Source organism: Pseudomonas sp. NPDC096917, assembly GCF_044762555.1.
Taxonomy (GTDB): domain Bacteria; phylum Pseudomonadota; class Gammaproteobacteria; order Pseudomonadales; family Pseudomonadaceae; genus Aquipseudomonas.
The window spans coordinates 1-25,587 of the sequence record NZ_JBIWEO010000028.1 but is presented as its reverse complement, the minus strand read 5'-3'; the positions used below and the strand labels follow the sequence as shown (position 1 = coordinate 25,587).

The 25,587-nt window shown below is 56.8% G+C and carries 20 protein-coding genes; 13 read left to right on the top strand and 7 right to left on the bottom strand.

Annotation, left to right across the window (positions count from 1 at the left end; all coding sequences use genetic code 11):
* Nucleotides 1-82 precede the first annotated feature (82 nt).
* From dksA to ACIQYF_RS22425, 13 genes are all read left to right on the top strand, one after another.
* Complete coding sequence (dksA, locus tag ACIQYF_RS22485) at nucleotides 83-523, top strand: RNA polymerase-binding protein DksA (RefSeq protein ID WP_019410380.1); 441 nt, start codon at nucleotides 83-85, stop codon at nucleotides 521-523.
* A gap of 172 nt (nucleotides 524-695) precedes the next feature.
* Nucleotides 696-1,592 carry a tRNA glutamyl-Q(34) synthetase GluQRS gene (gluQRS, locus tag ACIQYF_RS22480; protein WP_402866197.1) on the top strand — a complete coding sequence of 299 codons (897 nt, stop codon included), beginning with the start codon at nucleotides 696-698 and terminating at the stop codon, nucleotides 1,590-1,592.
* 79 nt (nucleotides 1,593-1,671) lie between these two features.
* Entirely contained in the window at nucleotides 1,672-1,848 is a 177-nt protein-coding gene (locus tag ACIQYF_RS22475) for a hypothetical protein (protein WP_003176118.1), read from the top strand.
* A complete protein-coding gene (locus tag ACIQYF_RS22470) occupies nucleotides 1,832-4,786 on the top strand; it encodes a sensor histidine kinase (protein WP_402866194.1) in 2,955 nt (984 codons plus the stop codon). The genes ACIQYF_RS22475 and ACIQYF_RS22470 overlap by 17 nt, the downstream gene beginning before the upstream one ends.
* 22 nt (nucleotides 4,787-4,808) lie before the next feature.
* Nucleotides 4,809-6,245, top strand: a complete 1,437-nt coding sequence (locus ACIQYF_RS22465) for a sigma-54-dependent transcriptional regulator (RefSeq protein ID WP_402866192.1) — start codon at nucleotides 4,809-4,811, stop codon at nucleotides 6,243-6,245.
* A 739-nt stretch (nucleotides 6,246-6,984) separates the two neighbouring features.
* A complete protein-coding gene (locus ACIQYF_RS22460) occupies nucleotides 6,985-8,382 on the top strand; it encodes a polynucleotide adenylyltransferase PcnB (RefSeq protein WP_402866190.1) in 1,398 nt (465 codons plus the stop codon).
* A 3-nt stretch (nucleotides 8,383-8,385) separates the two neighbouring features.
* Nucleotides 8,386-8,868, top strand: coding sequence for a 2-amino-4-hydroxy-6-hydroxymethyldihydropteridine diphosphokinase (gene folK / locus ACIQYF_RS22455; protein WP_402866188.1), 483 nt, complete (start codon nucleotides 8,386-8,388; stop codon nucleotides 8,866-8,868).
* A 223-nt stretch (nucleotides 8,869-9,091) separates the two neighbouring features.
* The gene (gene panB, locus ACIQYF_RS22450) at nucleotides 9,092-9,892 is read left to right on the top strand and encodes a 3-methyl-2-oxobutanoate hydroxymethyltransferase (protein ID WP_402866186.1); all 801 of its coding nucleotides are present in this window, start codon (nucleotides 9,092-9,094) and stop codon (nucleotides 9,890-9,892) included.
* On the top strand, nucleotides 9,889-10,749 hold the full coding sequence (gene panC / locus ACIQYF_RS22445) for a pantoate--beta-alanine ligase (protein ID WP_402866184.1): 861 nt from the start codon (nucleotides 9,889-9,891) through the stop codon (nucleotides 10,747-10,749). The genes panB and panC overlap by 4 nt, the downstream gene beginning before the upstream one ends.
* 265 nt (nucleotides 10,750-11,014) lie before the next feature.
* Nucleotides 11,015-12,679, top strand: coding sequence for a glucose-6-phosphate isomerase (gene pgi / locus ACIQYF_RS22440; protein ID WP_402866182.1), 1,665 nt, complete (start codon nucleotides 11,015-11,017; stop codon nucleotides 12,677-12,679).
* A gap of 44 nt (nucleotides 12,680-12,723) precedes the next feature.
* Nucleotides 12,724-13,596 (top strand): oxygenase MpaB family protein, encoded by an 873-nt coding sequence (locus ACIQYF_RS22435; RefSeq protein WP_402866180.1) that lies wholly within the window; start codon nucleotides 12,724-12,726, stop codon nucleotides 13,594-13,596.
* Between the two features lie 125 nt (nucleotides 13,597-13,721).
* A complete protein-coding gene (locus ACIQYF_RS22430) occupies nucleotides 13,722-14,735 on the top strand; it encodes a class I SAM-dependent rRNA methyltransferase (RefSeq protein ID WP_402866178.1) in 1,014 nt (337 codons plus the stop codon).
* A 108-nt stretch (nucleotides 14,736-14,843) separates the two neighbouring features.
* Nucleotides 14,844-17,771 carry a DUF748 domain-containing protein gene (locus ACIQYF_RS22425; protein ID WP_402866176.1) on the top strand — a complete coding sequence of 976 codons (2,928 nt, stop codon included), beginning with the start codon at nucleotides 14,844-14,846 and terminating at the stop codon, nucleotides 17,769-17,771.
* Between the two features lie 322 nt (nucleotides 17,772-18,093).
* Here ACIQYF_RS22425 and ACIQYF_RS22420 read toward each other — a convergent pair whose 3' ends face one another.
* From ACIQYF_RS22420 to ACIQYF_RS22390, 7 genes are all read right to left on the bottom strand, one after another.
* Nucleotides 18,094-18,447, bottom strand: coding sequence for a BON domain-containing protein (locus ACIQYF_RS22420; RefSeq protein WP_402866174.1), 354 nt, complete (start codon nucleotides 18,445-18,447; stop codon nucleotides 18,094-18,096).
* A gap of 280 nt (nucleotides 18,448-18,727) precedes the next feature.
* Complete coding sequence (gene pnp, locus ACIQYF_RS22415; RefSeq protein ID WP_402866172.1) at nucleotides 18,728-20,833, bottom strand: polyribonucleotide nucleotidyltransferase; 2,106 nt, start codon at nucleotides 20,831-20,833, stop codon at nucleotides 18,728-18,730.
* A gap of 222 nt (nucleotides 20,834-21,055) precedes the next feature.
* Nucleotides 21,056-21,325: a 30S ribosomal protein S15 gene (gene rpsO, locus ACIQYF_RS22410; protein WP_016783433.1), complete on the bottom strand. Its 270-nt coding sequence runs from the start codon at nucleotides 21,323-21,325 to the stop codon at nucleotides 21,056-21,058.
* 161 nt (nucleotides 21,326-21,486) lie between these two features.
* Nucleotides 21,487-22,404 carry a tRNA pseudouridine(55) synthase TruB gene (gene truB / locus ACIQYF_RS22405; protein WP_402866169.1) on the bottom strand — a complete coding sequence of 306 codons (918 nt, stop codon included), beginning with the start codon at nucleotides 22,402-22,404 and terminating at the stop codon, nucleotides 21,487-21,489.
* Between the two features lie 3 nt (nucleotides 22,405-22,407).
* Nucleotides 22,408-22,809, bottom strand: a complete 402-nt coding sequence (gene rbfA, locus ACIQYF_RS22400) for a 30S ribosome-binding factor RbfA (protein ID WP_402866167.1) — start codon at nucleotides 22,807-22,809, stop codon at nucleotides 22,408-22,410.
* Nucleotides 22,810-22,967: 158 nt separating this feature from the next.
* Nucleotides 22,968-25,472: a translation initiation factor IF-2 gene (gene infB, locus ACIQYF_RS22395; RefSeq protein WP_402866165.1), complete on the bottom strand. Its 2,505-nt coding sequence runs from the start codon at nucleotides 25,470-25,472 to the stop codon at nucleotides 22,968-22,970.
* A 23-nt stretch (nucleotides 25,473-25,495) separates the two neighbouring features.
* On the bottom strand, nucleotides 25,496-25,587 hold a 92-nt coding region (locus ACIQYF_RS22390; protein ID WP_402866232.1), incomplete at its 5' end, for a hypothetical protein.

Genomic DNA, 25,587 nt, shown 5'->3' with positions numbered 1-25,587 from the left:
GCTTGCAGCCGCAGGGCCGGCAGGTGTCGGTGATGTTGCAATCCTGCGCAATGGATTAGAAGAATGAGAGGCGGTCCATTTCATGCCCACACAAGCAAAGCAACAGAATAGTCAACTTAGCGGCTTCGAACCCTACGTTGAACAGAAGGGTGAAGAGTACATGGGCGAGCCCATGCGCAAGCACTTCACCAAAATTCTGCAAAAGTGGAAACAGGACTTGATGCAGGAAGTCGACCGCACCGTTGATCACATGAAAGACGAAGCGGCCAACTTCCCTGATCCAGCTGACCGCGCTAGCCAGGAAGAAGAATTCAGCCTGGAACTGCGTGCCCGCGATCGCGAGCGCAAGCTAATCAAGAAAATTGACAAGACCTTGCAACTGATCGAAGACGAAGAATACGGTTGGTGCGAGTCCTGCGGCGTCGAAATCGGTATCCGCCGGCTCGAAGCACGTCCCACAGCGGATATGTGCGTAGACTGCAAAACCTTGGCTGAAATCAAGGAAAAACAAGTCGGCAAATAATCGTCGGCTTGAACAAATGGGGCGTGCGAACGCCCCATTTTCGTTTGTGAGATTTGGTCACCCAGCTCTGTCGCCGCTGCCGCAGGCTGCGATAAGGACCGAAGGGCCTTCAAAACACCAGGGCTGCTGCGCACCCATCGCAGCCTGCGGCAGCGGCTACAGGATCTATGCCATGACCGCCTCTCCCCTCCCCTCATACATCGGGCGTTTTGCCCCAACGCCCAGTGGCCATCTGCACTTTGGCTCGCTGGTAGCCGCCCTCGCCTCTTACCTTGATGCCCGCTCCGTCGGTGGCCGCTGGCTGTTGCGTATGGAAGACCTCGATCCTCCGCGCGAAATGCCTGGCGCCCAAGCCGCGATATTGGATGCGCTGCAACGCTATGGTTTTGAGTGGGACGGCGAGCTGGTTCGCCAAAGCGAACGCAACGACGCCTACGCGCAGGTGTTGGATCGGCTCTTCAACCAAGGCCTGGCCTACGCCTGCACCTGTTCTCGCAAGCAACTCGAAGGCTATAACGGGATTTATCCGGGGTTGTGCCGCAACGCGGGTCACTCGATGGAAAACGCCGCCATACGTTTGCGTGTCCCCGAGCTGGCATATGCATTTGAAGACCGCGTGCAAGGCGTATTCCGCCAGCATTTGGGCCGGGACGTCGGCGACTTTGTGATTCGTCGCCGCGACGGGCTGTACGCCTATCAATTAGCCGTAGTGCTCGATGATGCCTGGCAAGGCGTGACCGATATTGTCCGTGGCGCCGACCTGCTCGACTCCACGCCGCGTCAGCTCTACCTGCAAGAACTGCTCGGCTTGCCGCAACCTCGCTATTTGCACGTGCCGCTGATCGTACAGCCGGACGGCCACAAGCTCGGCAAGTCATACCGTTCACCGCCGCTGCCCCCCGAACAGGCATCCCCCTTGCTGCTTCGTGCCTTGCGCACATTGGGGCAGGCTCCCGACGCGTACCTGACTGGCGCCAGCCCGCGTGAAATCCTCGATTGGGGCATCGCACACTGGAATGCCGAACGAATACCGCGCACGCTCACCCTGGCCGAAGCGCAATTACGCTGACACCCCTTGCAGGTTGCCAGCCATCCGTTACCATCGCCGCACGTTTTTAGGGCATGCGGCCAGCAAAAGTGAGGGCAGGATGTATATCTATCGTTTGGTCCTGTTGCTGGTTGTCGGGATTTACCTGTTTTCCCCCGCCATCATGGATTGGTGGATTGACGCGACGGGCGCCTGGTACAGGCCGTATCTGCTTTGGCTGATTCTGATCGTTGTGACCTTTATTCTTCAGAGCCAAAAAGATGCCGATGAGCTTTAGCCTGACCCAGATGGTGCTGGTCAGCGCCGCCTACTTGCTGGTGCTGTTTGGTGTGGCGTGGATCAGTGAACGCGGCATGATCCCGCGGGCCATCATTCGTCACCCGCTGACCTACACCTTGTCACTGGGCGTGTATGCCAGCGCTTGGGCTTTCTACGGCACCGTGGGCCTGGCTTATGAATACGGCTACGGCTTTTTGTCCAGCTACCTCGGGGTTTCCGGAGCGTTTCTGCTGGCCCCCGTGCTGCTCTATCCCATTTTAAAAATTACCCGCACCTACCAGCTGTCATCGCTGGCCGACCTGTTTGCCTTTCGTTTTCGCAGTTCCTGGGCGGGGGCACTGACCACCATTTTCATGCTGATCGGCGTGTTACCCCTGCTGGCCCTGCAAATCCAGGCTGTGGCGGACTCCATCAGCATCCTGACCCGCGAGCCCGTGCAGCACCGTGTGGCCCTGAGCTTCTGCGCGATGATCACCCTGTTCACAATTTTCTTCGGGTCACGGCACATCGCTACCCGTGAAAAACACGAAGGGCTGGTGTTTGCAATTGCCTTTGAGTCGGTGATCAAGCTGGCGGCCATTGGCGGAGTGGGCCTCTACGCGCTGTACGGCGTATTTGATGGCCCGCAGCAGCTGGAAGTGTGGCTGCTGCAAAACCAGGCGGCGCTCGCAGCCCTGCACACACCGTTGCAAGAAGGGCCCTGGCGCACTTTGCTGCTGGTGTTTTTTGCCTCGGCCATTGTGATGCCGCATATGTATCACATGACCTTCACCGAGAACCTCAACCCTCGCGGGCTGGTCAGCGCCAGTTGGGGCTTGCCGCTGTTCTTGCTGTTGATGAGCCTCGCGGTGCCACTCATCCTGTGGGCCGGGCTCAAACTGGGTGCCACCACCAATCCCGAATACTTCACCCTGGGTATCGGCATCGCCGCCAACAGCAAACCCCTGGCCTTACTGGCTTATGTGGGCGGATTGTCGGCTTCCAGTGGGTTGATTATCGTCACCACGCTGGCGCTGTCGGGCATGGCACTGAACCATCTGGTGCTTCCGCTTTACCAGCCGCCCGCAGAAGGCAACATCTACCGCTGGCTAAAGTGGACCCGCCGCGCACTGATTGTGGCCATCATCATGGCCGGCTACGGGTTCTACCTGCTGCTGGGCGCCGAGCAGGATCTGGCCAACCTCGGCATCGTGGCCTTTGTCGCCACGTTGCAATTCTTGCCGGGCGTGCTCTCGGTCCTGTACTGGCCCACCGCTAACCGACGCGGCTTTATAGCGGGTTTACTGGCCGGGATTATGGTGTGGATGGTCAGCATGCTGTTCCCGCTGATTGGCAACTTCCAGGGTTTCTACATCCCGTGGCTGGACATGATCTACGTGCTGGACGATACCAGCTGGCACATGGCAGCCATTGCCTCGCTCGCCGCCAACGTGCTGATGTTTACCCTGATCTCCTTGTTCACCAACGCCAGCCCCGAAGAAGCCAGTGCCGCCGAAGCCTGCGCTGTGGATAACGTTCGCCGCCCGCAGCGTCGCGAATTGCATGCGGCCTCTCCGCAAGAGTTCGCCACCCAACTGGCCAAGCCTTTGGGCGCCAAAGCCGCGCAGAAAGAAGTCGAGCAAGCCTTGCGTGACCTGTATTTGCCGTTCGACGAGCGCCGCCCTTATGCCTTGCGCCGTCTGCGTGACCGAATCGAAGCCAACCTGTCAGGCCTTATGGGCCCAAGCGTTGCCCAAGACATGGTCGAAACCTTCCTGCCCTATAAATCAGGCGGCGAGAACTACGTTACCGAAGACATTCATTTCATCGAAAGCCGACTGGAGGACTACCACTCGCGCCTGACCGGGCTCGCCGCCGAACTCGATGCCCTGCGCCGCTATCACCGTCAAACGCTGCAAGAGCTGCCAATGGGCGTGTGCTCACTGGCCAAGGATCAAGAGATCCTGATGTGGAACAAGGCCATGGAAGAGCTGACGGGCATTCCTGCGCAACGCGTCGTGGGTTCGCGCCTGAGTACCCTGGCCAACCCGTGGCGTGAACTGCTGCAAGGCTTTATCGACCTGCCCGACGAGCACTTGCACAAACAGCACTTGGCGCTGGACGGTCAGACGCGCTGGTTAAACCTGCACAAGGCGGCTATTGATGAACCGTTGGCGCCGGGCAACAGTGGTCTGGTGTTACTGGTTGAAGATTTGACTGAAACACAAATGCTCGAAGACAAATTGGTGCACTCCGAGCGTCTGGCCAGCATCGGTCGACTGGCGGCGGGTGTGGCCCATGAAATCGGTAACCCGGTAACCGGCATCGCCTGCCTGGCGCAAAACCTGCGCGAAGAGCGCGAAGACGACAGCGAGCTGACCGAAATCAGCAGCCAGATTCTTGAACAGACCAAACGTATTTCGCGCATTGTGCAGTCGTTGATGAGCTTCGCCCACGCCGGCAGTCATCAGCACAACGACGAGCCCGTCTGTCTGGCCGAAGTCGCTCAGGATGCAATTGGTCTGCTAGCCCTGAACCGGCGCAATTTTGAAGTCCAGTTCTATAACCTGTGCGATCCCGACCATTGGGTCGACGGCGACCCGCAACGGCTGGCTCAGGTGCTGATCAATTTACTGTCAAACGCCCGCGACGCCTCGCCTGCAGGCAGTGCCGTACGCGTCAAAAGCGAAGCCAGCGAACACACGGTCGACCTGATCGTGGAAGACGAAGGCACCGGTATTCCGAAGAACATCATGGACCGATTGTTCGAACCTTTCTTCACCACCAAGGACCCTGGCGAAGGCACCGGCCTGGGCCTTGCACTGGTCTATTCCATCGTTGAAGAGCATTATGGACAAATCACCATCGACAGCCCGGCTGACATTCAAAGCCAACGCGGAACCCGTATCCGGGTGACACTACCGCGTCATGTCGAAGCGACGTCCGCTGTGAACTGAGACCGTCGAGAGAACCGAATCAATGCCGCATATTTTGATCGTCGAAGACGAAACAATCATCCGCTCCGCGTTGCGCCGTCTGTTGGAGCGTAATCAGTACCAGGTCAGCGAAGCTGGCTCGGTTCAGGAAGCGCAAGAGCGTTTCAGCATTCCCTCGTTCGACTTGATTGTCAGCGATTTGCGCCTGCCAGGAGCGCCAGGTACCGAGCTGATCAAGCTGGGGCAAGGCAAGCCGGTGCTGATCATGACCAGCTATGCAAGCCTGCGTTCAGCCGTAGACTCGATGAAGATGGGCGCGGTCGATTACATCGCCAAACCCTTTGATCACGACGAAATGCTGCAAGCCGTCGCGCGTATTCTGCGAGACCGTCAACACCTGCAGAACGTGGCCGCTGAACGCCCGGCGAACAAGGCCGACAGCGCCGAAAAAAGCACTGTGGACAACAGCAACGGTGAAATTGGCATTATTGGCTCGTGCCCGCCGATGCTCGACATGTACAGCAAGATTCGCAAAGTGGCGCCTACCGACTCCAATGTATTGATTCAAGGTGAATCTGGTACAGGTAAAGAGCTGGTCGCACGCGCCCTGCACAATCTGTCCAAGCGCGCCAAGGCCCCCATGATTTCGGTCAACTGCGCAGCCATTCCCGAATCGCTGATCGAATCAGAATTGTTCGGACACGAAAAAGGCGCATTTACCGGCGCCAGCGCAGGGCGTGCCGGATTGGTCGAAGCGGCCGATGGCGGCACCTTGTTCCTCGATGAAATCGGTGAACTGCCACTTGAAGCCCAGGCGCGCCTGTTGCGCGTCCTGCAAGAAGGCGAAATTCGCCGCGTCGGCTCGGTGCAATCGCAAAAGGTCGATGTACGCCTGATCGCGGCGACCCACCGAGACCTCAAAAACCTGGCCAAGGTCGGCCAGTTCCGCGAAGACTTGTACTACCGCCTGCACGTCATCGCACTCAAGCTGCCCGCCTTGCGTGAACGAGGCGCTGACGTCAACGAAATTGCCCACGCCTTCCTCGCCCGCCAAAGCGCCCGCGTTGGCCGTACCGACTTGAAATTCGCCCCAGACGCAGAGCGTGCCATCAGCCATTACACGTGGCCGGGTAACGTTCGCGAACTGGAGAACGCCGTAGAGCGCGCCGTTATCCTGTGCGAAAGCCCGGAAATTTCGGCTGATCTACTGGGCATCGACATTGAACTGAGCGACTTGCAAGACGACGACTTCATCGGCCTGGCCCCGCAGCAGAGCATCAGCAGCGGTAACACCAGCCTGGATCCGACCGAAGACCTGTCACTGGAAGACTACTTCCAGCACTTTGTCCTGGAACACCAGGACCACATGACCGAGACCGAACTGGCCCGCAAACTAGGGGTCAGCCGCAAATGCCTGTGGGAACGGCGCCAGCGCCTGGGTATTCCGCGCCGAAAAACCGGGGTTGCCAGCGAAAACTGAGTCAGGTAACACGCAAGACGGTAAAAAAACTGTTACCGCCATCTAAAACGTAACAAAAGCCGGGGATTACGGTAACGAACCCCCGGCTTTTTTTGGTCCGTAAAAAAGTCAAAACCGCCAAAACCCCTTATTTTGCTAGGCCGCGCAAAAGTTGGCACGACCCCTGCTATATGTATTCGTACAAGAACAATAAGAATCACAGCAACACACAATAAAAATAAGACGTATCGGCTCACGCATAACAAAAACAACACGGCGGAGGCGCAGCTAACTGATTGTTTTGGAGAGGCGTTGTAAATGGGGCTTGCCCCACGACTAGGCAGAGAACAACAAAAACTGCACTTAAAGCAGAGCCTGAACTAGTTGGATCTTTGATCACATCAACACAGCGACCAAAGCAATCCGTTTGCTCTTATCTCTCAATTTGAGAGGGCTACACAGGCAAAACCTTTGTAGCCAGGGCACTTAATAAAAACAAAAAGCCCGAAAAACATAATAAAAATAGAGCATGCAACTAATTCTGGGGGAGCTTCGGCTCCCCTTGTGCTTCCTGCGATTCGACAAAATCCTCTGACTGTCTGGCTCGCCTTTCTTGCCGCTATTTCTACTCGCCGCGTAGCGCTTCGGTCACAAGAGCGGCTCAGCTTCCTACACCATCCCCTGACTAAATGCTAGAATCCCCGCCCATCATGCGGTCATTCTTCGTTTTGGCCGAACATTCCTTCAAACAGTGCATCCCATGCTGAAGAAGCTGTTCCAGTCACTCCGTTCTCCCAAGCGTCGCACGCAACAACTGCGTAGCACTCCTGAAGTGCTCAACAGCAGCCAACACTCGCTGCAACGCGCCCAATTCAGCCGTTACGCGGTCAATATTGTCGAGCGCCTGCAGAACGCCGGTTACCAGGCTTACCTGGTCGGCGGCTGTGTACGCGACATGCTGCTCAACATCACCCCTAAAGACTTCGACGTCGCCACCAGCGCTACCCCTGAACAGGTGCGTGCAGAGTTTCGCAACGCGCGAATCATCGGTCGGCGGTTCAAGTTGGTGCACATCCACTTTGGTCGCGAAATCATTGAAGTCGCGACCTTCCGAGCCAATCACCCGCAAAACGACGAAGAGGAAGACAGCAATCAGTCCTCTCGTAACGAAAGCGGGCGTATTTTGCGCGACAACGTTTACGGCACCCTTGAAGAAGATGCTCAGCGTCGTGACTTCACGATCAATGCCCTCTACTACGACCCGGTCAGCGAACGCATTCTCGATTACGCCAATGGCGTGCACGACATTCGCAACCGCTTGCTGCGCCTGATCGGTGATCCGCAACAGCGCTACCAGGAAGATCCGGTGCGCATGCTGCGCGCTGTGCGTTTTGCCGCCAAGCTCGACTTTGGTATCGAAAAACACACGGCAGCCCCCATCCGCGACCTGGCTCCCATGCTGCGTGAGATCCCGGCAGCACGGCTGTTCGAAGAAGTGTTGAAGCTGTTTCTCTCCGGCAATGCCAGCGACACGTTTGAAATGCTGGTCGACCTTGAATTGTTCGATCCACTGTTCCCGGCAAGCGCCGAAGCACTGGAACACAATCCGACGTACACCCACACCCTGATCAGCGAAGCCTTGCGCAACACCGATCTGCGGATCAAGCAGGGCAAGCCTGTGACCCCGGCCTTCTTGTTTGCCGCGTTGCTGTGGCCTGCGTTGCCTGCCCGCGTATTGCGCCTGCAAGACCGTGGCATGCCGCCTATTCCAGCCATGCAGGAAGCTGCCCACGAACTGATCGCCGAGCAGTGTCAGCGGATTGCCATTCCCAAGCGTTTCACCATGCCGATTCGTGAGATCTGGGACATGCAAGAACGCCTGCCACGTCGCAGTGGCAAACGTGCTGACATGTTGCTGGACAACCCGCGTTTCCGTGCGGGCTATGACTTCTTGCTGTTGCGTGAAAGCGCTGGCGAGCAGACCAATGGCTTAGGCGAGTGGTGGACTGAGTATCAGGACGCCAATGAAAGCGGCCGCCGCGATATGATCCGCGACTTGAGCAACAGCAAAGATGACGGCTCCGGGGCTGCCCCGCGTAAACGCCGCCGCACCAGTAGCGCCGGTAAGCGCAAACGCAGCGCTGGCGCGGACGAGTAAGCGATGGAACGAATCTACATCGGCATGGGCAGCAATCTGGCTGCCCCGGCAGACCAATTGCGCAGCGCTGTGCAGGCGCTGACGCAACTGCCAGACTCCCGTTTCGTGGGGGTGTCGGCGTTCTATCAAAGCGACTCGTTGCTACCCGGCCAGCCGCGTTACACCAATGCCGTGGCAGCCATCGACAGCACGCTGGCACCTCTGGACTTGCTGGATGCGCTGCAAGCCATCGAGCTGGATCAAGGTCGCGAACGCCATGAACGCTGGGGGCCGCGCACTCTGGACCTGGACATCCTGCTGTTCGGTGATCGACTGATCGACGAGCCCAGACTCAAAGTTCCGCATTACCACATGCACGCCCGGCCCTTCGTTTTGTATCCATTGGCCGAACTGGCGCCTGCGTCGCTGACGCTCGCCGATGGCCGTAGCCTCGAACAGTTGCTGGCAGACTGCCCGTTTGTCGGTCTTGAGCGCCTCGAACCTTAAGCTGAAACGAATCAATGATCCCGGTAACACACCCGCGGTAACACCTCTAATTGACTTCCAGTGTTCCCGTCACGACTATAGGCGTCCCGCTGCCGTCCATTGGGCGGCGCAATGTGAAAAGCAGGCTTTATAAGCACCGTCCATAAAGGTGTTCCTGCTTATACGATCAATCACGTGCGTAACGCACTGTGGTTATCACACTGCCTGACGAGGATCCTTTTTCATGCCGGCTATCACCCTGACCACCCTGCAAAGCCTTAAGCAAAAAGGTGAAAAAATCACCATGCTGACGTGCTATGACGCCACCTTTTCCCACGTCTGTAATCAGGCCGGAGTGGAAGTGTTACTGGTGGGCGACTCCTTGGGCATGGTTCTGCAAGGGCATGACAGCACGCTGCCAGTCACTACCGCAGAAATGGCGTACCACGTGGCCAGCGTCAAACGCGGCAACCAGGACGCACTGATTCTCGCCGACCTGCCCTTCATGGCCAACGCGACACTCGAGCAAACCTTGAACAACAGCGCCGAGCTGATGAAAGCCGGCGCACATATGGTCAAGGTCGAAGGTGCCGTCTGGCTCGCTGAATCCATCCGTGTGCTGACCGAGCGCGGCATTCCCGTGTGTGCACACATGGGCCTGACCCCGCAAACTGTAAACGTATTGGGCGGTTACAAAGTCCAGGGCCGCAATGAAGCTCAGGCCCGTCAAATGCGCGCCGATGCTATCGCTCTGGAACAAGCAGGCGCGGCCATGTTGCTGCTCGAATGCGTGCCGAGCGAGCTGGCCCGGGAAATCACCCTTGCGGTCAAAATCCCGGTGATCGGCATTGGCGCTGGCAGCGACACTGACGGCCAGGTTTTGGTGCTGCACGACATGCTCGGCCTGTCCTTGACTGGACGCGTACCCAAATTTGTAAAGAATTTCATGACGGGGCAACCCGACATTCAATCGGCACTCAGCGCTTACGTGGCTGAAGTCAAAGCCGTCAGTTTTCCTGGTACCGAACACGGATTCTCTGCATGAACACAGTAAAAACCGTTCGCGAATTGCGCGCTGCAGTCGCCCGCGCCCGTAGCGAAGGTAAACAAATTGGCCTCGTGCCCACCATGGGCAATCTGCACAGCGGCCACGCAGCGTTGGTGACCACCGCCGCTCAGCAGGCCGACTTCGTTGTGGCGAGTATTTTCGTCAACCCGTTGCAGTTCGGCGCCAACGAAGACCTGGATACCTACCCGCGCACCCTCGCGGCCGATCAGGAAACACTCCTGCAAGCAGGTTGCAACCTGTTGTTCGCCCCCACAGTAGAAGAAATGTACCCTCACGGCATGGCTGGCCTGACCCGCGTAACGGCGGCCCAGCTCAGCAATGAACTGTGCGGCAGCCGCCGGCCCGGGCATTTCGACGGCGTAACAACGGTCGTTAGCAAATTGTTCAACATGGTCCAACCCGATCTGGCGATCTTTGGGCAAAAGGACTACCAGCAATTGGCAGTTATTCGCGCCATGGTTCATGACCTGAACATCCCGGTGCAAGTTATTGGCGAGCCGACGGTGCGTGCCGTAGATGGCTTAGCCCTCTCGTCGCGTAACGGCTATTTGACCGAAGAACAGCGCCATGTTGCACCTGCTCTGTATCGTCATCTGAACGAGATCGCTCAAGCCATTAAAACGGGCGAGCATGATTACCCACAACTGATTCGCCAGCATCTGCAGCGTATCGAAGCCGAAGGGTTTCGCCCCGACTACCTGGAAATCCGTCATGCACTGACCTTGCTGCCAGCGCAAGCCAATGATCGTGACATCGTGATTCTGGTTGCGGCGTTCCTGGGCACCACACGCCTGATCGACAACATTCACCTGAATCTCGACAGCTCGCTGTAAGAGGCAGGCTGCGCGGAACAGCGGATAAACCGCCCCTCATGATCCAACACTGAAAACCGTGTAGGGCCCGAGTAACATGCTCGTGACAAAAGTTACTCAGTAGCGTCCGACAAAGCCGAGACAGAAGCAGGCGCGAGGTTTACTGTTATCGCCCTGCTTCTGAATGAAGCGCAGAAGCAGACCGACCGAAATATCGACATTAGAACGAAGGTTTCGGTGTTTTCAGTGTCCAAAAGGCAGTTCAAGCAAAAGGATATTCGCAGCGATGGCGTACTACCGCACTCCTCATGACGTTACCGCTCTGCCCGCCTGGCAAGCGTTGAAACTCCACCGCGCCGACATGCAGCATTTCAGCATGCGCGATGCATTCAACAACAACCCCAAACGCTTTGAAGATTTCACCCTGAGCAGTTGTGGCTTGTTTCTGGATTACTCGAAAAACCTGATCACCGATCAAACCCGCAGTTTGCTGGTAAACCTGGCGAACGAGGCCGACCTCAAGGGTGCGATCAAGTCGCTGTTTGACGGCGAAATCGTCAACGCCTCTGAAGGCCGCCCTGCCCTGCATACCGCTTTGCGCCGCCCAGTGGCCGACAAACTGTCGGTGAACGGCGTAAATATCATGCCGCAGGTGCACAAAGTCCTGAACCAAATGACCGAACTGGTCGGCCGGATTCACGACGGTTTGTGGCGTGGCTACACCGAAAAGCCGATTACTGATGTGGTCAACATCGGTATTGGTGGCTCGTTCCTCGGCCCGGAGCTGGTCTCCGAAGCACTGCTGTCCTATGCCCAAAAAGGCGTGCGCTGCCACTATCTGGCGAACATCGACGGCAGTGAATTCCACGAACTGACTGCAAAACTGCGCGCTGAAACCACGCTGTTTATCGTTTCGTCGAAATCTTTCAACACCCTAGAAACCCTGAAAAACGCCCAGGCTTCGCGTGCCTGGTACTTGGCTCAAGGTGGCTCGGAAGCCGAGTTGCATCGCCACTTTATCGCGGTGTCGAGCAACAACGCGGCCGCAGTAGCGTTCGGGATTCGCGAAGAAAACATCTTCCCGATGTGGGACTGGGTAGGCGGTCGTTATTCGCTGTGGTCGGCCATTGGTTTGCCGATTGCACTGGCCATCGGCATGTCCAACTTCAAAGAGCTGCTGTCGGGTGCCTACAGCATGGACCAGCACTTCCAGAACGCGCCGTTCGAACAGAACATGCCGGTCTTGATGGCCTCGCTCGGTGTTTGGTACGGCAACTTCTGGGGTGCGCAAAGTCACGCGATCCTGCCGTACGACCACTACCTGCGTAACATCACCAAGCACTTGCAACAACTGGACATGGAATCCAACGGCAAAAGCGTGCGCCAGGACGGTACGCCAGTGTCCACCGACACAGGCCCGGTCATCTGGGGCGGCGTGGGTTGCAACGGCCAGCACGCGTATCACCAGTTGCTGCATCAAGGCACCCAACTGATTCCGGCTGACTTCATCGTGCCGATCGTCAGCTTCAACCCGGTGTCCGATCACCATCAGTGGTTGTACGCCAACTGTCTGTCGCAAAGCCAGGCGCTGATGCTGGGTAAAACCCGCGAAGAAGCCGAAGCTGAATTGCGTGACAAAGGCCTGAGCGAAGAAGAGGTGCAAAAACTGGCACCGCACAAGGTGATTCCGGGCAACCGTCCGAGCAATACCCTGGTGGTTGAACGCATCAGCCCTCGCCGTCTGGGAGCACTGGTTGCGCTGTACGAGCATAAAGTCTTCGTGCAAAGCGTGATCTGGGGCATCAACGCCTTCGACCAATGGGGCGTGGAACTGGGCAAAGAGCTGGGCAAGGGCGTTTACAATCGCCTGACCGGCAGCCTCGAAGAGCCTGCCGACGACGCATCGACCCAAGGGCTGATCAACTACTTCCGCGGACGTCATCGCGGTTGATTGATGGCCAGCCAGTCTGCGCGACTGGCTGGCACCGAGGCAGCATGGAATTTATCCGTCGTCCCATCGAACACCAAATCATGAGCCTGACCGGGCTTGCGCTCGGCCAGCTCGACCTCGAAAACCCCAAAGGCGACCCCGGGCTGTTTGGTCCGGACTCTATCAGTTGGCGTGTGCACGGTGACTTCACCAGCATGCTGATTGGCGGCATCAGCGCCTTGATGCTGCAAGCCTTGCACCCGCTGGCCTTGGCCGGGGTCTGGGATCACTCCAATTTTCGCCAGGACATGCTGGGCCGGTTGCGCCGCACCGGGCAGTTCATTTCCGGCACCACATTTGGCTCTACCGCAGACGCCAACTGGCTGATCGACAAAGTCCGCACCATTCACCTGCAAGTCATTGGCACTGGGCTTGATGGCAAACCTTATGCCGCCAGCGACCCTGAATTGCTCACATGGGTGCATGTGGCAGAAGTCAGCAACTTCCTCGCGGCTCATCTTCGCTACCGCAATCCGCACTTGAGCGCCGAAGATCAAGACCGTTACTACGATGAAATTGCGGTGGTCGCTGAACGCTTGGGCGCCACCGATGTGCCGCGCTCACGTCAGCAAATAACTGACTACCTTGAAGGTATTCGCCCCCAGTTACTGTGCGATGAACGCAGCCACGAGGTGATTCGCCTGCTGCTGAATGCACCCGCCCCCAGTCTGCTGGCCAAACCCTTTGGGTCACTGATGATGCAGGCCGCAATTGATTTACTGCCGGACTGGGCCAGCGATCAACTTGAACTTGAGCAGCAGCCGCTGACCCGTAAGCTGGTGCGTGCGGGGGTAAACAGTACGGCGCCGATCCTGCGCTGGGCCGTACGCAATGGCTCTGTGCAACGGGCACGGCGGCGGATGGGGCTGGATGTCTGAATCCTGACCTTACTATGCAGCGAAAAGCTGTGAGCGCCTGGCTTGCCTGCTCCCACAGGTTTGAGACGTACCATCGCCCTATTCTGTTAAACTGCCGCGCCTTATCCATCCCCAAGGCGCATCGCATGTCTTCCTTGAATCAGGCGCTGCGCGCCGCCCTCGATAATCGTCAGGATTTGCTGGCCGAGTTGCACGCTCAGGGCACTGACTGCTATCGCCTGTTCCACGGCAGCCAAGAAGGTGCTGGCGGTTTGACCATCGACCGCTACGGCCCGCAACTGTTGGTGCAAAGTTTCCATCAGCGCCTTGACCGCGATGATCTGCTGCAACTGCATGACACCATCAATCGCCAGTTGGGTCTGGAATTACTGCTGGTCTACAACGATCGCTCCCAAGGCAACTCGCGCATCGATCGCGAAGATACGGTGTACCAAGCTCAAGAGGCCGCGCTGGCTGACATGGTCGGTCACGAATGGGGCCTTAAGTACCGTGTGCGCGGGCGTCATGCTGGCCAGGATCCGCTGTTATTCCTCGATCTGCGTAATGCGCGCGGCTGGGTCAAGCAGCACAGCGCCGGTAAAAGCGTGCTCAACCTGTTTGCCTACACCTGCGGCGTGGGCTTGAGCGCCGCGGCCGGTGGCGCCAGCGAAATCTGTAACCTGGATTTCGCCGAAGGCAATCTGGCCGTTGGCCGTGAGAATGGCCTGCTGAACCCTGAGCTGAAGAAAATGCAATTCGTACAATCTGATTATTTCGCCGCCATCCGCCAATTGGCCGGGCTACCGATCATTCAGCGTCGTCACAAATTGCCGGCTTATCCGCGCCTGGAGCAGCGCGAATACGATCTGGTACTGCTCGACCCGCCTGCTTGGGCCAAGAGTGCTTTCGGCACTGTTGACCTGCTGCGCGACTACCAAAGCCTGCTCAAGCCTGCAGTACTCGCCACCGCACCGAATGGCGTGCTGATCTGTTGCAACAACCTGGCAAAAGTCGGCATGGACGACTGGCGCGAACAGGTGCTGCGTTGTGCGCAGAAAGCAGGTCGCCCAGTGCGCGACTGGCAAGAGCTGAAACCCGCCACGGACTTCCCGTCACAGGATCAGCAGCCGCCGTTGAAAACGCTGATCTTGCAGTTCTAAAACCTCGCAACACCGGGGAAAGTCCCACACGAAATAAGGCGTCCGTATCGGAACCGCAAACGCGTGCCATACTCAAAGGCACTCCTGAACGTAAAGACGACGCCTCACATGCTCAAAGGATTGATCCGCGCCATTGGCGCAGTGCTGACTGCTATCGCTATTTATAGCGTGCTGGGCTTCTTTATTTTGCCCGGCATTGGCTTACGCGTTATCAACCAGCAGTTGGCCAACTACGCCACGGTTCCCGCCAAACTCGACCGGTTAGAGTTCAATCCGTTCAGCCTGGAACTCACGTTGTGGGGCTTTAGCGTCGGCGAGCCTGGCAAGGAGCAAATCGGCTTCGAGCGCCTTTACAGCAATTTGCAGGCCGACAGCCTGTGGACCAAAGCCTTGCACTTGACCGACCTGCAGTTGGACAAACCCAAGACTGAGCTGCTGTTTAACAAAGATGGCTCACTCAACCTGGTTCAGTTGTTCAAACTGCCAGCCAGTGAACCCAAACCCGAACAGCCTGACAGCAAACCCTTCCCCGTACGCATCGACAACATCAAGCTGGCTGACGGCTACCTGCATTTCACTGATAGGCGGCCCAGCGAACCGATCGAGTTTTTGTACGACGCGATGAACCTTGAGCTGAAAAATCTCAGCACCTTGCCCAAAGACAACGCGGATATGACGCTCGTGGCGATGGGGCCTACCGGGGGGCGGATCGATTGGAGCGGTACGCTGAGCCTGGTGCCGATTGCGTCCGAAGGCAAACTCAAGGTCACCGATGGGCAGATGAAGGTCTGGTGGCCGTATGTGCGTGATGCGCTGCCGCTGGCACTCGAAGACGGCGTGTTGAGTTTCAGCACTGACTACACGTTGAACCTGACTAAAAACACTGAAATGGTCTTGAGCAACGTTTCCGCCAGCATCGCGCCATTCAAGATCAATGCCCCCGACGGTCGGCCACTCGTGCGTCTGGAACGTCTGAATGTCAGCGATACCACGGTCGACCTGGCCAAGCAGCACGTGGTTGTCGGAAAAATTCAGAGCAACAACCTTGAAACATGGGCCACGCGGGAGAACGATGGCCAGCTCGACTGGCAAAAGCTGTTTGCCAGCCAACCCGCCAAACCTGCACACACCGCTGAAGAGAAGCTGGCGACTCAAGCGTCGAAGCCCGCCTCAAGCCCCGCAGCACCCAGCAAGCCGTGGCAAGTGCTGCTTAAGGATGTGGAGCTGCGCAATTACCGCGTGCACTTGGCCGACAAAGAGCCCAAAACCCCGGTGGCGCTGGACATTGGCCCGCTCAACCTGAACCTGAAAAACTTCGACAGCCTGAATCAGTCACCCTTCAGCCTCACGCTCGACACCGGCGTGGGCAAGCAGGGCAAGCTGACGGCCAGCGGCAACGTCAATCTGAGCCCGATTGGCGCAAAACTGCAAGTCACCACCAAAGACATTGACCTGCGGGTCGCCCAAGCCTACATCGACCCGTTTATTCGTCTGGAACTGCGCAGCGGTATGCTCGACAGCGATTTGGCGGTCAACCTCAACAGTGTTGAGCCTTTGGCTTTTACAGTCGAAGGGCGAGCCCAGATTGATCAGTTGCACACGTTGGACACCATGAAAAACCGCGACTTCCTTAAATGGCAGCGGCTGGTGCTCGAAGATGTGAAGTATCAGCACGACGATAACGTGTCGATTTCCCGGATCAACATCACACAGCCCTACGTGCGGTTCATGATCAACGATGATCGCACCACCAACATCGATGACTTACTGATTGCGCAACCTGCCAACAGCAGCGCCAAGAGTGCTGCCAAACCCGCACCCCAGAAAAAACCACTGGGTATCCATGTCGGCGGTATTGCGATCAATGATGGCTCCGCAAACTTTGCCGACTTCAGCCTGACCCCCAACTTCGCCACGGCCATTCAACAGCTCAACGGCCAGATCGGCACCATCGATAGCCGTCAGGCCAAGCCGGCCAGTGTCAGTGTCACAGGTAAAGTTGACCGTTACGCACCCGTGACAATCAAGGGCAGTGTCAATCCTTTTGACCCAATGGCCAGCCTCGATATCGCCACCAGCTTCAAACGTGTCGAGCTCACTACCCTGACGCCCTATTCCGGTAAATTCGCCGGCTACCGGATTCGCAAAGGCCGTCTGAGCCTGGATGTTCACTACCTGATCACCCAAGGCCAGCTCAAGGCAGAGAACAAGGTGGTAATCGAGCAATTGCAACTCGGCGAGAAAGTCGACAGCCCGGACGCCGTCAACCTGCCACTGAAACTGGCGATTGCCCTGCTCAAAGACTCGGACGGCACGATCTCTATTGAACTGCCCGTGACGGGCGACCTGAATAATCCGCAGTTCAGTGTGATGCCCATTGTTTGGCAGACCCTGCGCAATCTGGTGATGCGTGCTGTACAAGCCCCGTTCAAGTTCATTGGCGGGCTGATCAGTGGTGGGGGCGCCGAAGACCTGGGCACGGTGTCATTCGCCCCAGGATCGAGCGAGCTGAGCCCTGAAGCACAAAAAGCCCTGGATACTCTGGCTGAGGCCCTGAAGCAACGTCCGGCCTTGCGCTTGGAGATCGAAGGCACTGCTGCGCAAAAAAGTGACGGGCCGCTGATTGCCCAAGAACGACTGGAGCGCGAGTACCAGTACAACTACTACAAGATTCTCCAGCGCCGTGGCGAGAAGGTGCCCGCTCAGGCATCGTTGCTTAAAGTGCCGGATGACGAAAAAGGTCCCTTATTGGAAGGCATTTACCGCACGCGACTCAAACAGCAGCCCCCGGCTGAGTGGGCTGATCTGAGTCGTGATGAACGCGCGGCCAGGATGAGCGCTGCACTCATCGACTTCTGGAGTAAAAGCGAAGTTCTGCTGCGCCAACTGGGCCAGGACCGCGCCAGTAGCATCAAGGATTATCTGGTGGATAAAGGCGGATTGGCCGATGAGCGTGTGTATTTTGTCGATGCCACGCTCGGTGAACCTGAGAGCGATGGCCGAGTGGTCTCGCCGCTGCATCTGGACAGTGAGTAAACCGATTTCGTCGCAGTTCTACGTCCGATTGCGAAGCGATCGTAAACACTGAATGCAAGGTTGAATGGCCACACTCAATCGTCTGGCTTTACGACTGCTGCGCAGCCGTACGATAAATTCGGCAGCTGCTACGCGTTGGTGCGAGCTCCCGCCGACGGAGACTCTTTTCTCTCCTCCAATAGAACAGCCCCCGGCGCAGAACGCCGAGGGCTGTAATGGCCATATCCGTATGGCCGTCGCATGAACCAATTTTGAAAGCCAGCAGGTGTGTCGCTTAAATCACCTGCTCCTGCTTTCCCCCCGGTTCCACGAAAAGGGTGTGTTACTCAGCTTTCAGGCCATCAGCCGAAACAGCTTGAACACCTTTGATTTTCTTAGTGATATCGATGGCCATTTTCTTCTGTGCTTCAGTGACAGCCACTGTCGAAGATAGGGAAACCACGCCTTTGTTGGTTTCAACTTTGATGTCTGAACCTGGAATACCTTTCTCGGTCAGCAGGTCAGATTTAACTTTGGTCGTGATCCAGGTATCAGAAGTGGCTTCTTTAGCTTTGGTGACTTCGCCAGCAGCTACGACCATAGGCGCCTGAGTCGTTGCTTGAGCAGCAAATGCAGCATTGGCCATGGTCAGGGTCAGAGCGGTGGCAGTTGCGGCAGCGATAGCGAACTTCTTCATACGAGTAACTCCTGTCTTCTTTAAAATCTGCGCCGTCTCACGGCAGCAGGGTTACAAGTACTAGTGCAGGGCTTGTGCCAACTTTCAAAAATAATTAAAACCTTATAAATCAATAACTTATAAACAATCAGTTTTCAAGGTATCGTGCAGATTGCATGACGCTCTTCAAGTCTGCATGCAAGTTGCGGCTTTTGAGTCATGGCCTTTTGCACTGCCTTTACTGCCGGCATAAAAAAAGGATCCCGAAGGATCCTTTTTTCAAAGCAGGTGCCGGCAGCGATTAAGCTTGCGACGCCTTCGCAGCCGCTACGTCTTTGATGGACAGCTTGATACGGCCGCGGTTGTCCACGTCCAGTACCAGTACTTCCACTTCCTGACCTTCTTTCAGGATGTCAGTCACTTTCTCAACGCGAGCGTCGCTCAGCATGGAGATGTGAACCAGACCGTCTTTGCCTGGCAGAATGTTTACGAATGCGCCGAAGTCGACGATACGCTCAACCTTACCGATGTAGATCTTGCCGATCTCCGCTTCTGCGGTGATACCCAGAACGCGCTGACGAGCCGCTTCTGCTGCTTCTTTGGACTCGCCGAAGATCTTGATCGAACCGTCGTCTTCGATATCGATCGAAGCTTTGGTTTCTTCACAGATTGCACGGATTGTCGCGCCGCCTTTACCGATAACGTCACGGATTTTGTCGGTGTCGATTTTCATCGCGATCATGGTCGGAGCGTTGGCCGACAGCTCGGTACGCGACTGACCGATGATCTGGTTCATCTGACCCAAGATGTTCAGGCGAGCTTCCAAGGCTTGGCCCAGGGCGATCTCCATGATTTCTTCGGTGATACCTTTGATCTTGATGTCCATCTGCAGCGCGGTAACACCTTTAGAGGTACCGGCTACTTTGAAGTCCATGTCGCCCAGGTGGTCTTCGTCACCCAGGATGTCAGTCAGAACTGCGAATTTCTCGCCTTCCTTGACCAGACCCATGGCGATACCGGCAACCGGTGCCTTCATCGGAACACCAGCGTCCATCAGTGCCAGGGAAGCGCCGCAGACCGAAGCCATGGAGCTGGAACCGTTGGACTCAGTGATTTCCGATACAACACGAATGGTGTACGGGAAAACATCAGCAGCAGGCAGCATGGCCTGAACCGAACGACGGGCCAGACGACCGTGGCCGATTTCGCGACGACCAGCGCCACCCATACGACCACACTCACCTACCGAGAACGGTGGGAAGTTGTAGTGCAGCATGAACGGGTCTTTTTTCTCGCCTTCCAGGGTGTCCAGCAGTTGTGCATCACGGGCAGTACCCAGTGTTGCAACGACCAGTGCCTGAGTTTCGCCACGGGTGAACAGAGCCGAACCGTGGGTTTTTGGCAGAACACCCACTTCGATGTTCAGAGGGCGAACAGTCTTGGTGTCACGGCCGTCGATACGCGGCTTGCCGTTTACGATGTTTTCGCGAACGGTGCGGTATTCGATTTCGCCGAATGCAGCTTTAACTTCGCTGGAGGAAGGCTGGCCTTCTTCACCGGAGAACTTGGCAACCACTTGGTCTTTCAGTTCGCCCAGACGCGCGTAACGGTCGGCCTTGATGGTGATGGTGTAAGCCTGGGAGATCGCTTCGCCGAACTCGGCACGGATAGCGCCCAGCAGTTCGGTAGCTTCTGGAGCAGCAGCCCAGTCCCACGTTGGTTTTGCAGCTTCGGCAGCCAGCTCTTTAACAGCCTGGATTACAACCTGGAATTCGTCGTGGGCGAACAGTACAGCGCCCAGCATTTGGTCTTCGGTCAGCTCTTTGGCTTCCGATTCAACCATCAATACGGCTTCCGATGTACCGGCAACAACCATGTCCAGGCTTGAGGCGGCCAGTTGCTCGTAGGTCGGGTTCAGCAGGTAACCGGTGCTTTCGTGGTAAGCAACACGGGCAGCGCCGATTGGGCCATCAAAAGGAATGCCGGAGATGGCCAGCGCAGCCGAGGTACCGATCATCGCAGCGACGTCCGGATCGGTTTTTTTGCTGGTGGACAGAACGGTGCAGACAACCTGCACTTCGTTCATGAAGCCTTCCGGGAACAGTGGACGGATCGGACGGTCGATCAGACGCGAGGTCAGGGTTTCTTTTTCGGAAGGACGACCTTCACGCTTGAAGAAACCACCTGGGATTTTACCCGCAGCGTAGGTTTTTTCTTGGTAGTGAACCGACAGAGGGAAGAAGCCCTTGCCTGGATCAGCTTGCTTGGCACCCACTACAGTCACCAATACGCTGACGTCATCGTCAACGGTGACCAATACTGCGCCGGAGGCCTGACGGGCGATACGGCCAGTCTCGAGGGTGACGGTCGACTGACCGAACTGAAATTTTTTGATAACCGGGTTCACGGTGTCCTACCTTCTTTGTGGCTCTTGGGGAAAGGGTTTCTTACGAAATACGTCTGCACTGCCGGGTCATGCCCGATTCAAGATGCTTACGAAAACAGCCTGCTGGGCGAGCTTTCGTAAGGATCCGTCTGGTCCAGATAAAACTTGAGGCTGGAAGCCTGCCGTATGCCTGGGGAAACCCACAAACACACAACAGACGACCAGCCTCTAGCAACATCGCTATTAGCGACGCAGACCCAGGCGAGCGATCAGCGCTTTGTAACGCTCAACGTTCTTGCCTTTCAGGTAGTCCAGCAGCTTACGACGCTGGTTTACCATGCGGATCAAACCACGACGGGAGTGGTGGTCTTTGCTGTTTGCTTTGAAGTGACCTTGCAGCGTGTTGATGTTAAAGGTCAGCAGTGCAACTTGCACTTCTGGAGAACCTGTATCACCTGGAGCTTGCTGGTAGTCTTTTACGATTTCTGCTTTGTGTTCAACTGTCAGTGCCATGAGGCATTTCCTTTCATTAGGGGTCTGCTTGCGAACAAGACAGATCCAATAGGCCGAGGACAAACCCTCGTATTTAAATGTGAGATGTGACCGTGCCTAATAACAGCCACCCTCTTTCCAGTACGGGCCAGGGCATTACACCCCAACCCGTGCTGTTCCGGTCATTCTGACCGAATCAGTCGACGTGGCGCGATGCGCCCGTCTTCGCTCACTTCACCGATACCGATAAAGCGACCGTTGTGATCTTGTACCCGCACCATGCCGAACTTCGGGGCATCAGGAGCACGTACAGGTTGGCCATTGAGCCAATAGAACGCGCTGGCCTCCGAGAAGTGCAGCAACGGCCAGTCCAGCAAACCGCTATCCGATGGCATGAGGAAGCGATCAACCGCTTCATTGCCGCCTTCGGCGTGAACCGCTTCCAGTTCTTCCAGCGTTACCGTTTGGGCCAGGCTGAAAGGTCCGGCGTGCGTGCGACGAAGCTCTGCAACGTAGGCACCACAACCCAACGCTTCACCAATATCTTCCACGAGGGTACGGATATAGGTGCCTTTGGTGCAGTCAACGGACAAGCGCGCAGTGTCGCCTTCGCTGGCCAGTAATTCGAGGCGGGTTATAGTAACAGAACGCGGTTCGCGCTCCACCACTTCGCCTGCACGGGCTAGCTTGTAAAGCGGCTGACCGTCGCGTTTAAGCGCCGAGTACATCGGCGGTATCTGACTGATTTGCCCACGAAATCCAGGTAAAACAGCTTCGATATCGGTGCGACCAACGGTCACCGGGCGCGTGAGCAAAACCTCACCTTCGGCGTCGGCAGTCGTCGTGGTCTTGCCCAATTGCATCAAGGTTTCATAACCCTTGTCGGAATCGAGCAGGTATTGCGAAAACTTGGTGGCTTCGCCAAAGCACAACGGCAAGACGCCGCTGGCCAATGGATCGAGGCTACCAGTGTGCCCTGCCTTCTCGGCATTGAGCAGCCAGCGGACTTTCTGCAGAGCCGCGTTGGAGGTGAATCCTAGCGGTTTATCGAGCAGGATGATGCCGCTGACGTTACGACGGATACGCTTGACCTGAGCCACCGGTTACTCCTTGGTGTCTTCAGGAGCGATGGCGTCAGGGCGCTGGTTGTCCTCAGCCACTGCACGCTCGATCAAAGCGGACAGATGGGCACCACGCACAACGCTTTCGTCGTAGTGGAAGTGCAATTGAGGAACGCTGCGCAGTTTCATTTCACGCGCCAGTTGCATACGCAGGAAGCCCGCTGCAGCGTTCAGTACCTTGATGGTCTGAGCAATATCTTCTGCGTTGTCCTGCCCCATCACGGTGATGAAGATCTTGGCGTGACCCACGTCACGGCTGACTTCAACGGCAGTAATGGTGACCAGACCCACACGCGGGTCTTTGACTTCACGACGGATCAGTTGGGCCAGCTCGCGCTGCATCTGATCGCCGATACGCTGGGTACGGCTGTATTCTTTTGCCATGTCTTGTTACCTGTTACTCACCCATGGGAAACCCATGCGTTCTGAAAGCGGCAAACGCCCGGCCAGACAGAAGCCGGACCGGGCGTTGCGTTTAGAGTCCAGGCCGAGCACGTTGCATTTGCATGCGTGTGCTCGTCCTGGCTCTTGAGGCTCGCGATTTAGAGGCTGCGAGCAACCTGGACCTTCTCGAACACTTCGATTTTGTCGCCGACTTTAACGTCGTTGTAGCTCTTGACGCCGATACCGCACTCCATGCCGGCACGCACTTCAGACGCGTCATCTTTGAAGCGACGCAGGGATTCCAGCTCGCCTTCGAAGATAACGATGTCTTCGCGCAGTACACGGATTGGACGGTTACGGTGAACAACACCTTCCAGCACCATACAACCTGCAATCGCACCGAACTTAGGCGAACGGAATACGTCGCGAACTTCAGCGATACCCAGGATGTTCTCCCGAACGTCGCTGCCAAGCATGCCGGTAAGGGCTTTCTTGACGTCTTCGATGATGTCGTAGATGACGTTGTAGTAACGCATGTCCAGACCTTCTTGCTCGACAATCTTGCGAGCGCCAGCATCAGCACGCACGTTGAAGCCGAACAATACAGCGTTGGAGGCCAGTGCCAGGTTAGCGTCGCTCTCGGTGATACCACCGACACCGCCGCCCACTACGCGCACTTGCACTTCGTCGTTACCCAGGCCGCTCAGAGCACCCTGCAGAGCTTCCAACGAACCACGGACGTCAGATTTGAGGACGATGTTAAGCGTCTTCTTCTCTTCCTGGCCCATGTTCTCGAAGATGTTTTCCAGCTTGCCTGCGTGAGCACGCGCCAGTTTCACTTCGCGGAACTTGCCTTGACGGAACAGGGCAACTTCACGTGCCTTCTTCTCGTCGGTCATTACGCTCATCTCGTCGCCAGCATCTGGCGTTCCGTCCAGGCCGAGAATCTCGACAGGGATGGATGGACCGGCTTCCTTGATTGGCTTGCCGTTCTCGTCGAGCATGGCGCGGATGCGGCCGTAGTTGGAACCGACCAGAACCATGTCGCCTTGGCGCAGGGTACCGTCTTGAACCAGAACAGTCGCAACAGGGCCACGGCCTTTGTCCAGACGGGACTCAACGACTACGCCACGGCCAGGGGCCGATGGAGTGGCCTTGAGTTCCAGAACTTCAGCTTGCAGCAATACGGCTTCGAGCAACTCGTCAACGCCAGTACCCATTTTCGCCGAGACCGAAACAAACGGAGTGTCACCACCCCACTCTTCCGACGTCACGCCGTGAACGGACAGTTCGCTACGGATGCGATCGAGGTCAGCACCTGGCTTGTCGATCTTGTTCACTGCAACCACCAGTGGGACGCCCGCTGCTTTCGCATGCTGAACAGCCTCGATGGTTTGTGGCATTACACCGTCGTCTGCAGCCACAACCAGAATCACGATGTCAGTTGCCTTGGCACCACGTGCACGCATTGCGGTAAACGCAGCGTGACCCGGGGTATCGAGGAAAGTGACCATGCCGCGTTCGGTTTCAACGTGGTATGCACCGATGTGCTGAGTAATACCACCGGCTTCGCCAGCAGCTACCTTGGCACGACGGATGTAGTCGAGCAGGGACGTTTTACCGTGGTCAACGTGGCCCATTACGGTCACAACCGGTGCACGGGAGAACGACTCACCTTCGAACTTCAGGGACTCGGCCAGGGAATCTTCCAGGGCGTTGTCGCTGACCAGAGTCACTTTGTGGCCCAGTTCTTCAGCAACCAGTTGGGCAGTTTCCTGATCCAGTACCTGGTTGATGGTCGCTGGAGTACCCAGCTTGAACATGAACTTGATGACTTCGGCAGCCTTGACCGACATCTGTGCAGCCAAATCGCCGACAGTGATTGTCTCGCCAATCTGTACGTCACGAACCACAGGGCCGGTTGGGCTCTGGAAACCGTGAGCGTTACGCTTCTTCAGCTTGCTCTTGCCACGACCACCGCGACGGAAGCTGTCGCTTTCTTCGTCAGAAGTGCGAGGTGCTACGCGTGGAGTTGGCGCTTTTTCTTTAACAGAAGCGCGATGCGGGGCGTTTTTACGCTCGCCATCGCCACTGCCGCGACGATTGTTATCGTCAGCACGTGGCTTGTCTGGACGACGTTGCTCATCACGCTTGCGTGCATCTGCTGCTGGAGCAGGTGCCGGTGCTGCTACCGGTGCGGTTTGCACTGGAGCAGGAGCAGCAACAGGCGCGGCAGTTTGAGCAGCGGCAGGCTGACGACGCGCTTCTTCTTCGGCGCGACGCTTGGATTCTTCTTCAGCCTTTTGACGTGCGGCATTTTCTACTGCACGGCGTTCATCCATCTCGCGTTTACGCTCGGCTTCGATTTCTTCCGGGCTTTGCTGTACGAAGACTTTCTTCTTGCGTACTTCAACGCTGATACTTTTGCTTCCAGCAACACGCAGGGTACTGGTGGTTTTACGCTGCAAAGTAATTTTGCGCGGTTCTTCCACTTTCGCCTTGTGGCTGCTTTTCAGGTGAGTCAGCAGAGCTTGCTTCTCACTGTCGGTCACATTCTGCTCGGCGGCGGTGTGCGGCAGACCTGCCTCACGCATCTGCTGCAACAGGCGCTCAACCGGTGTTTTGACCTCATCGGCCAGTTGTTTCACCGTGACTTGCGTCATGCATTTCTCTCCTCAGGCCGCGCCTAATTACTCGAACCATGGGCTCGGGCGGCCATGATCAACTTGCCGGCACGATCATCGTCAATGCCGTCGATGTCGAGCAGGTCGTCAATAG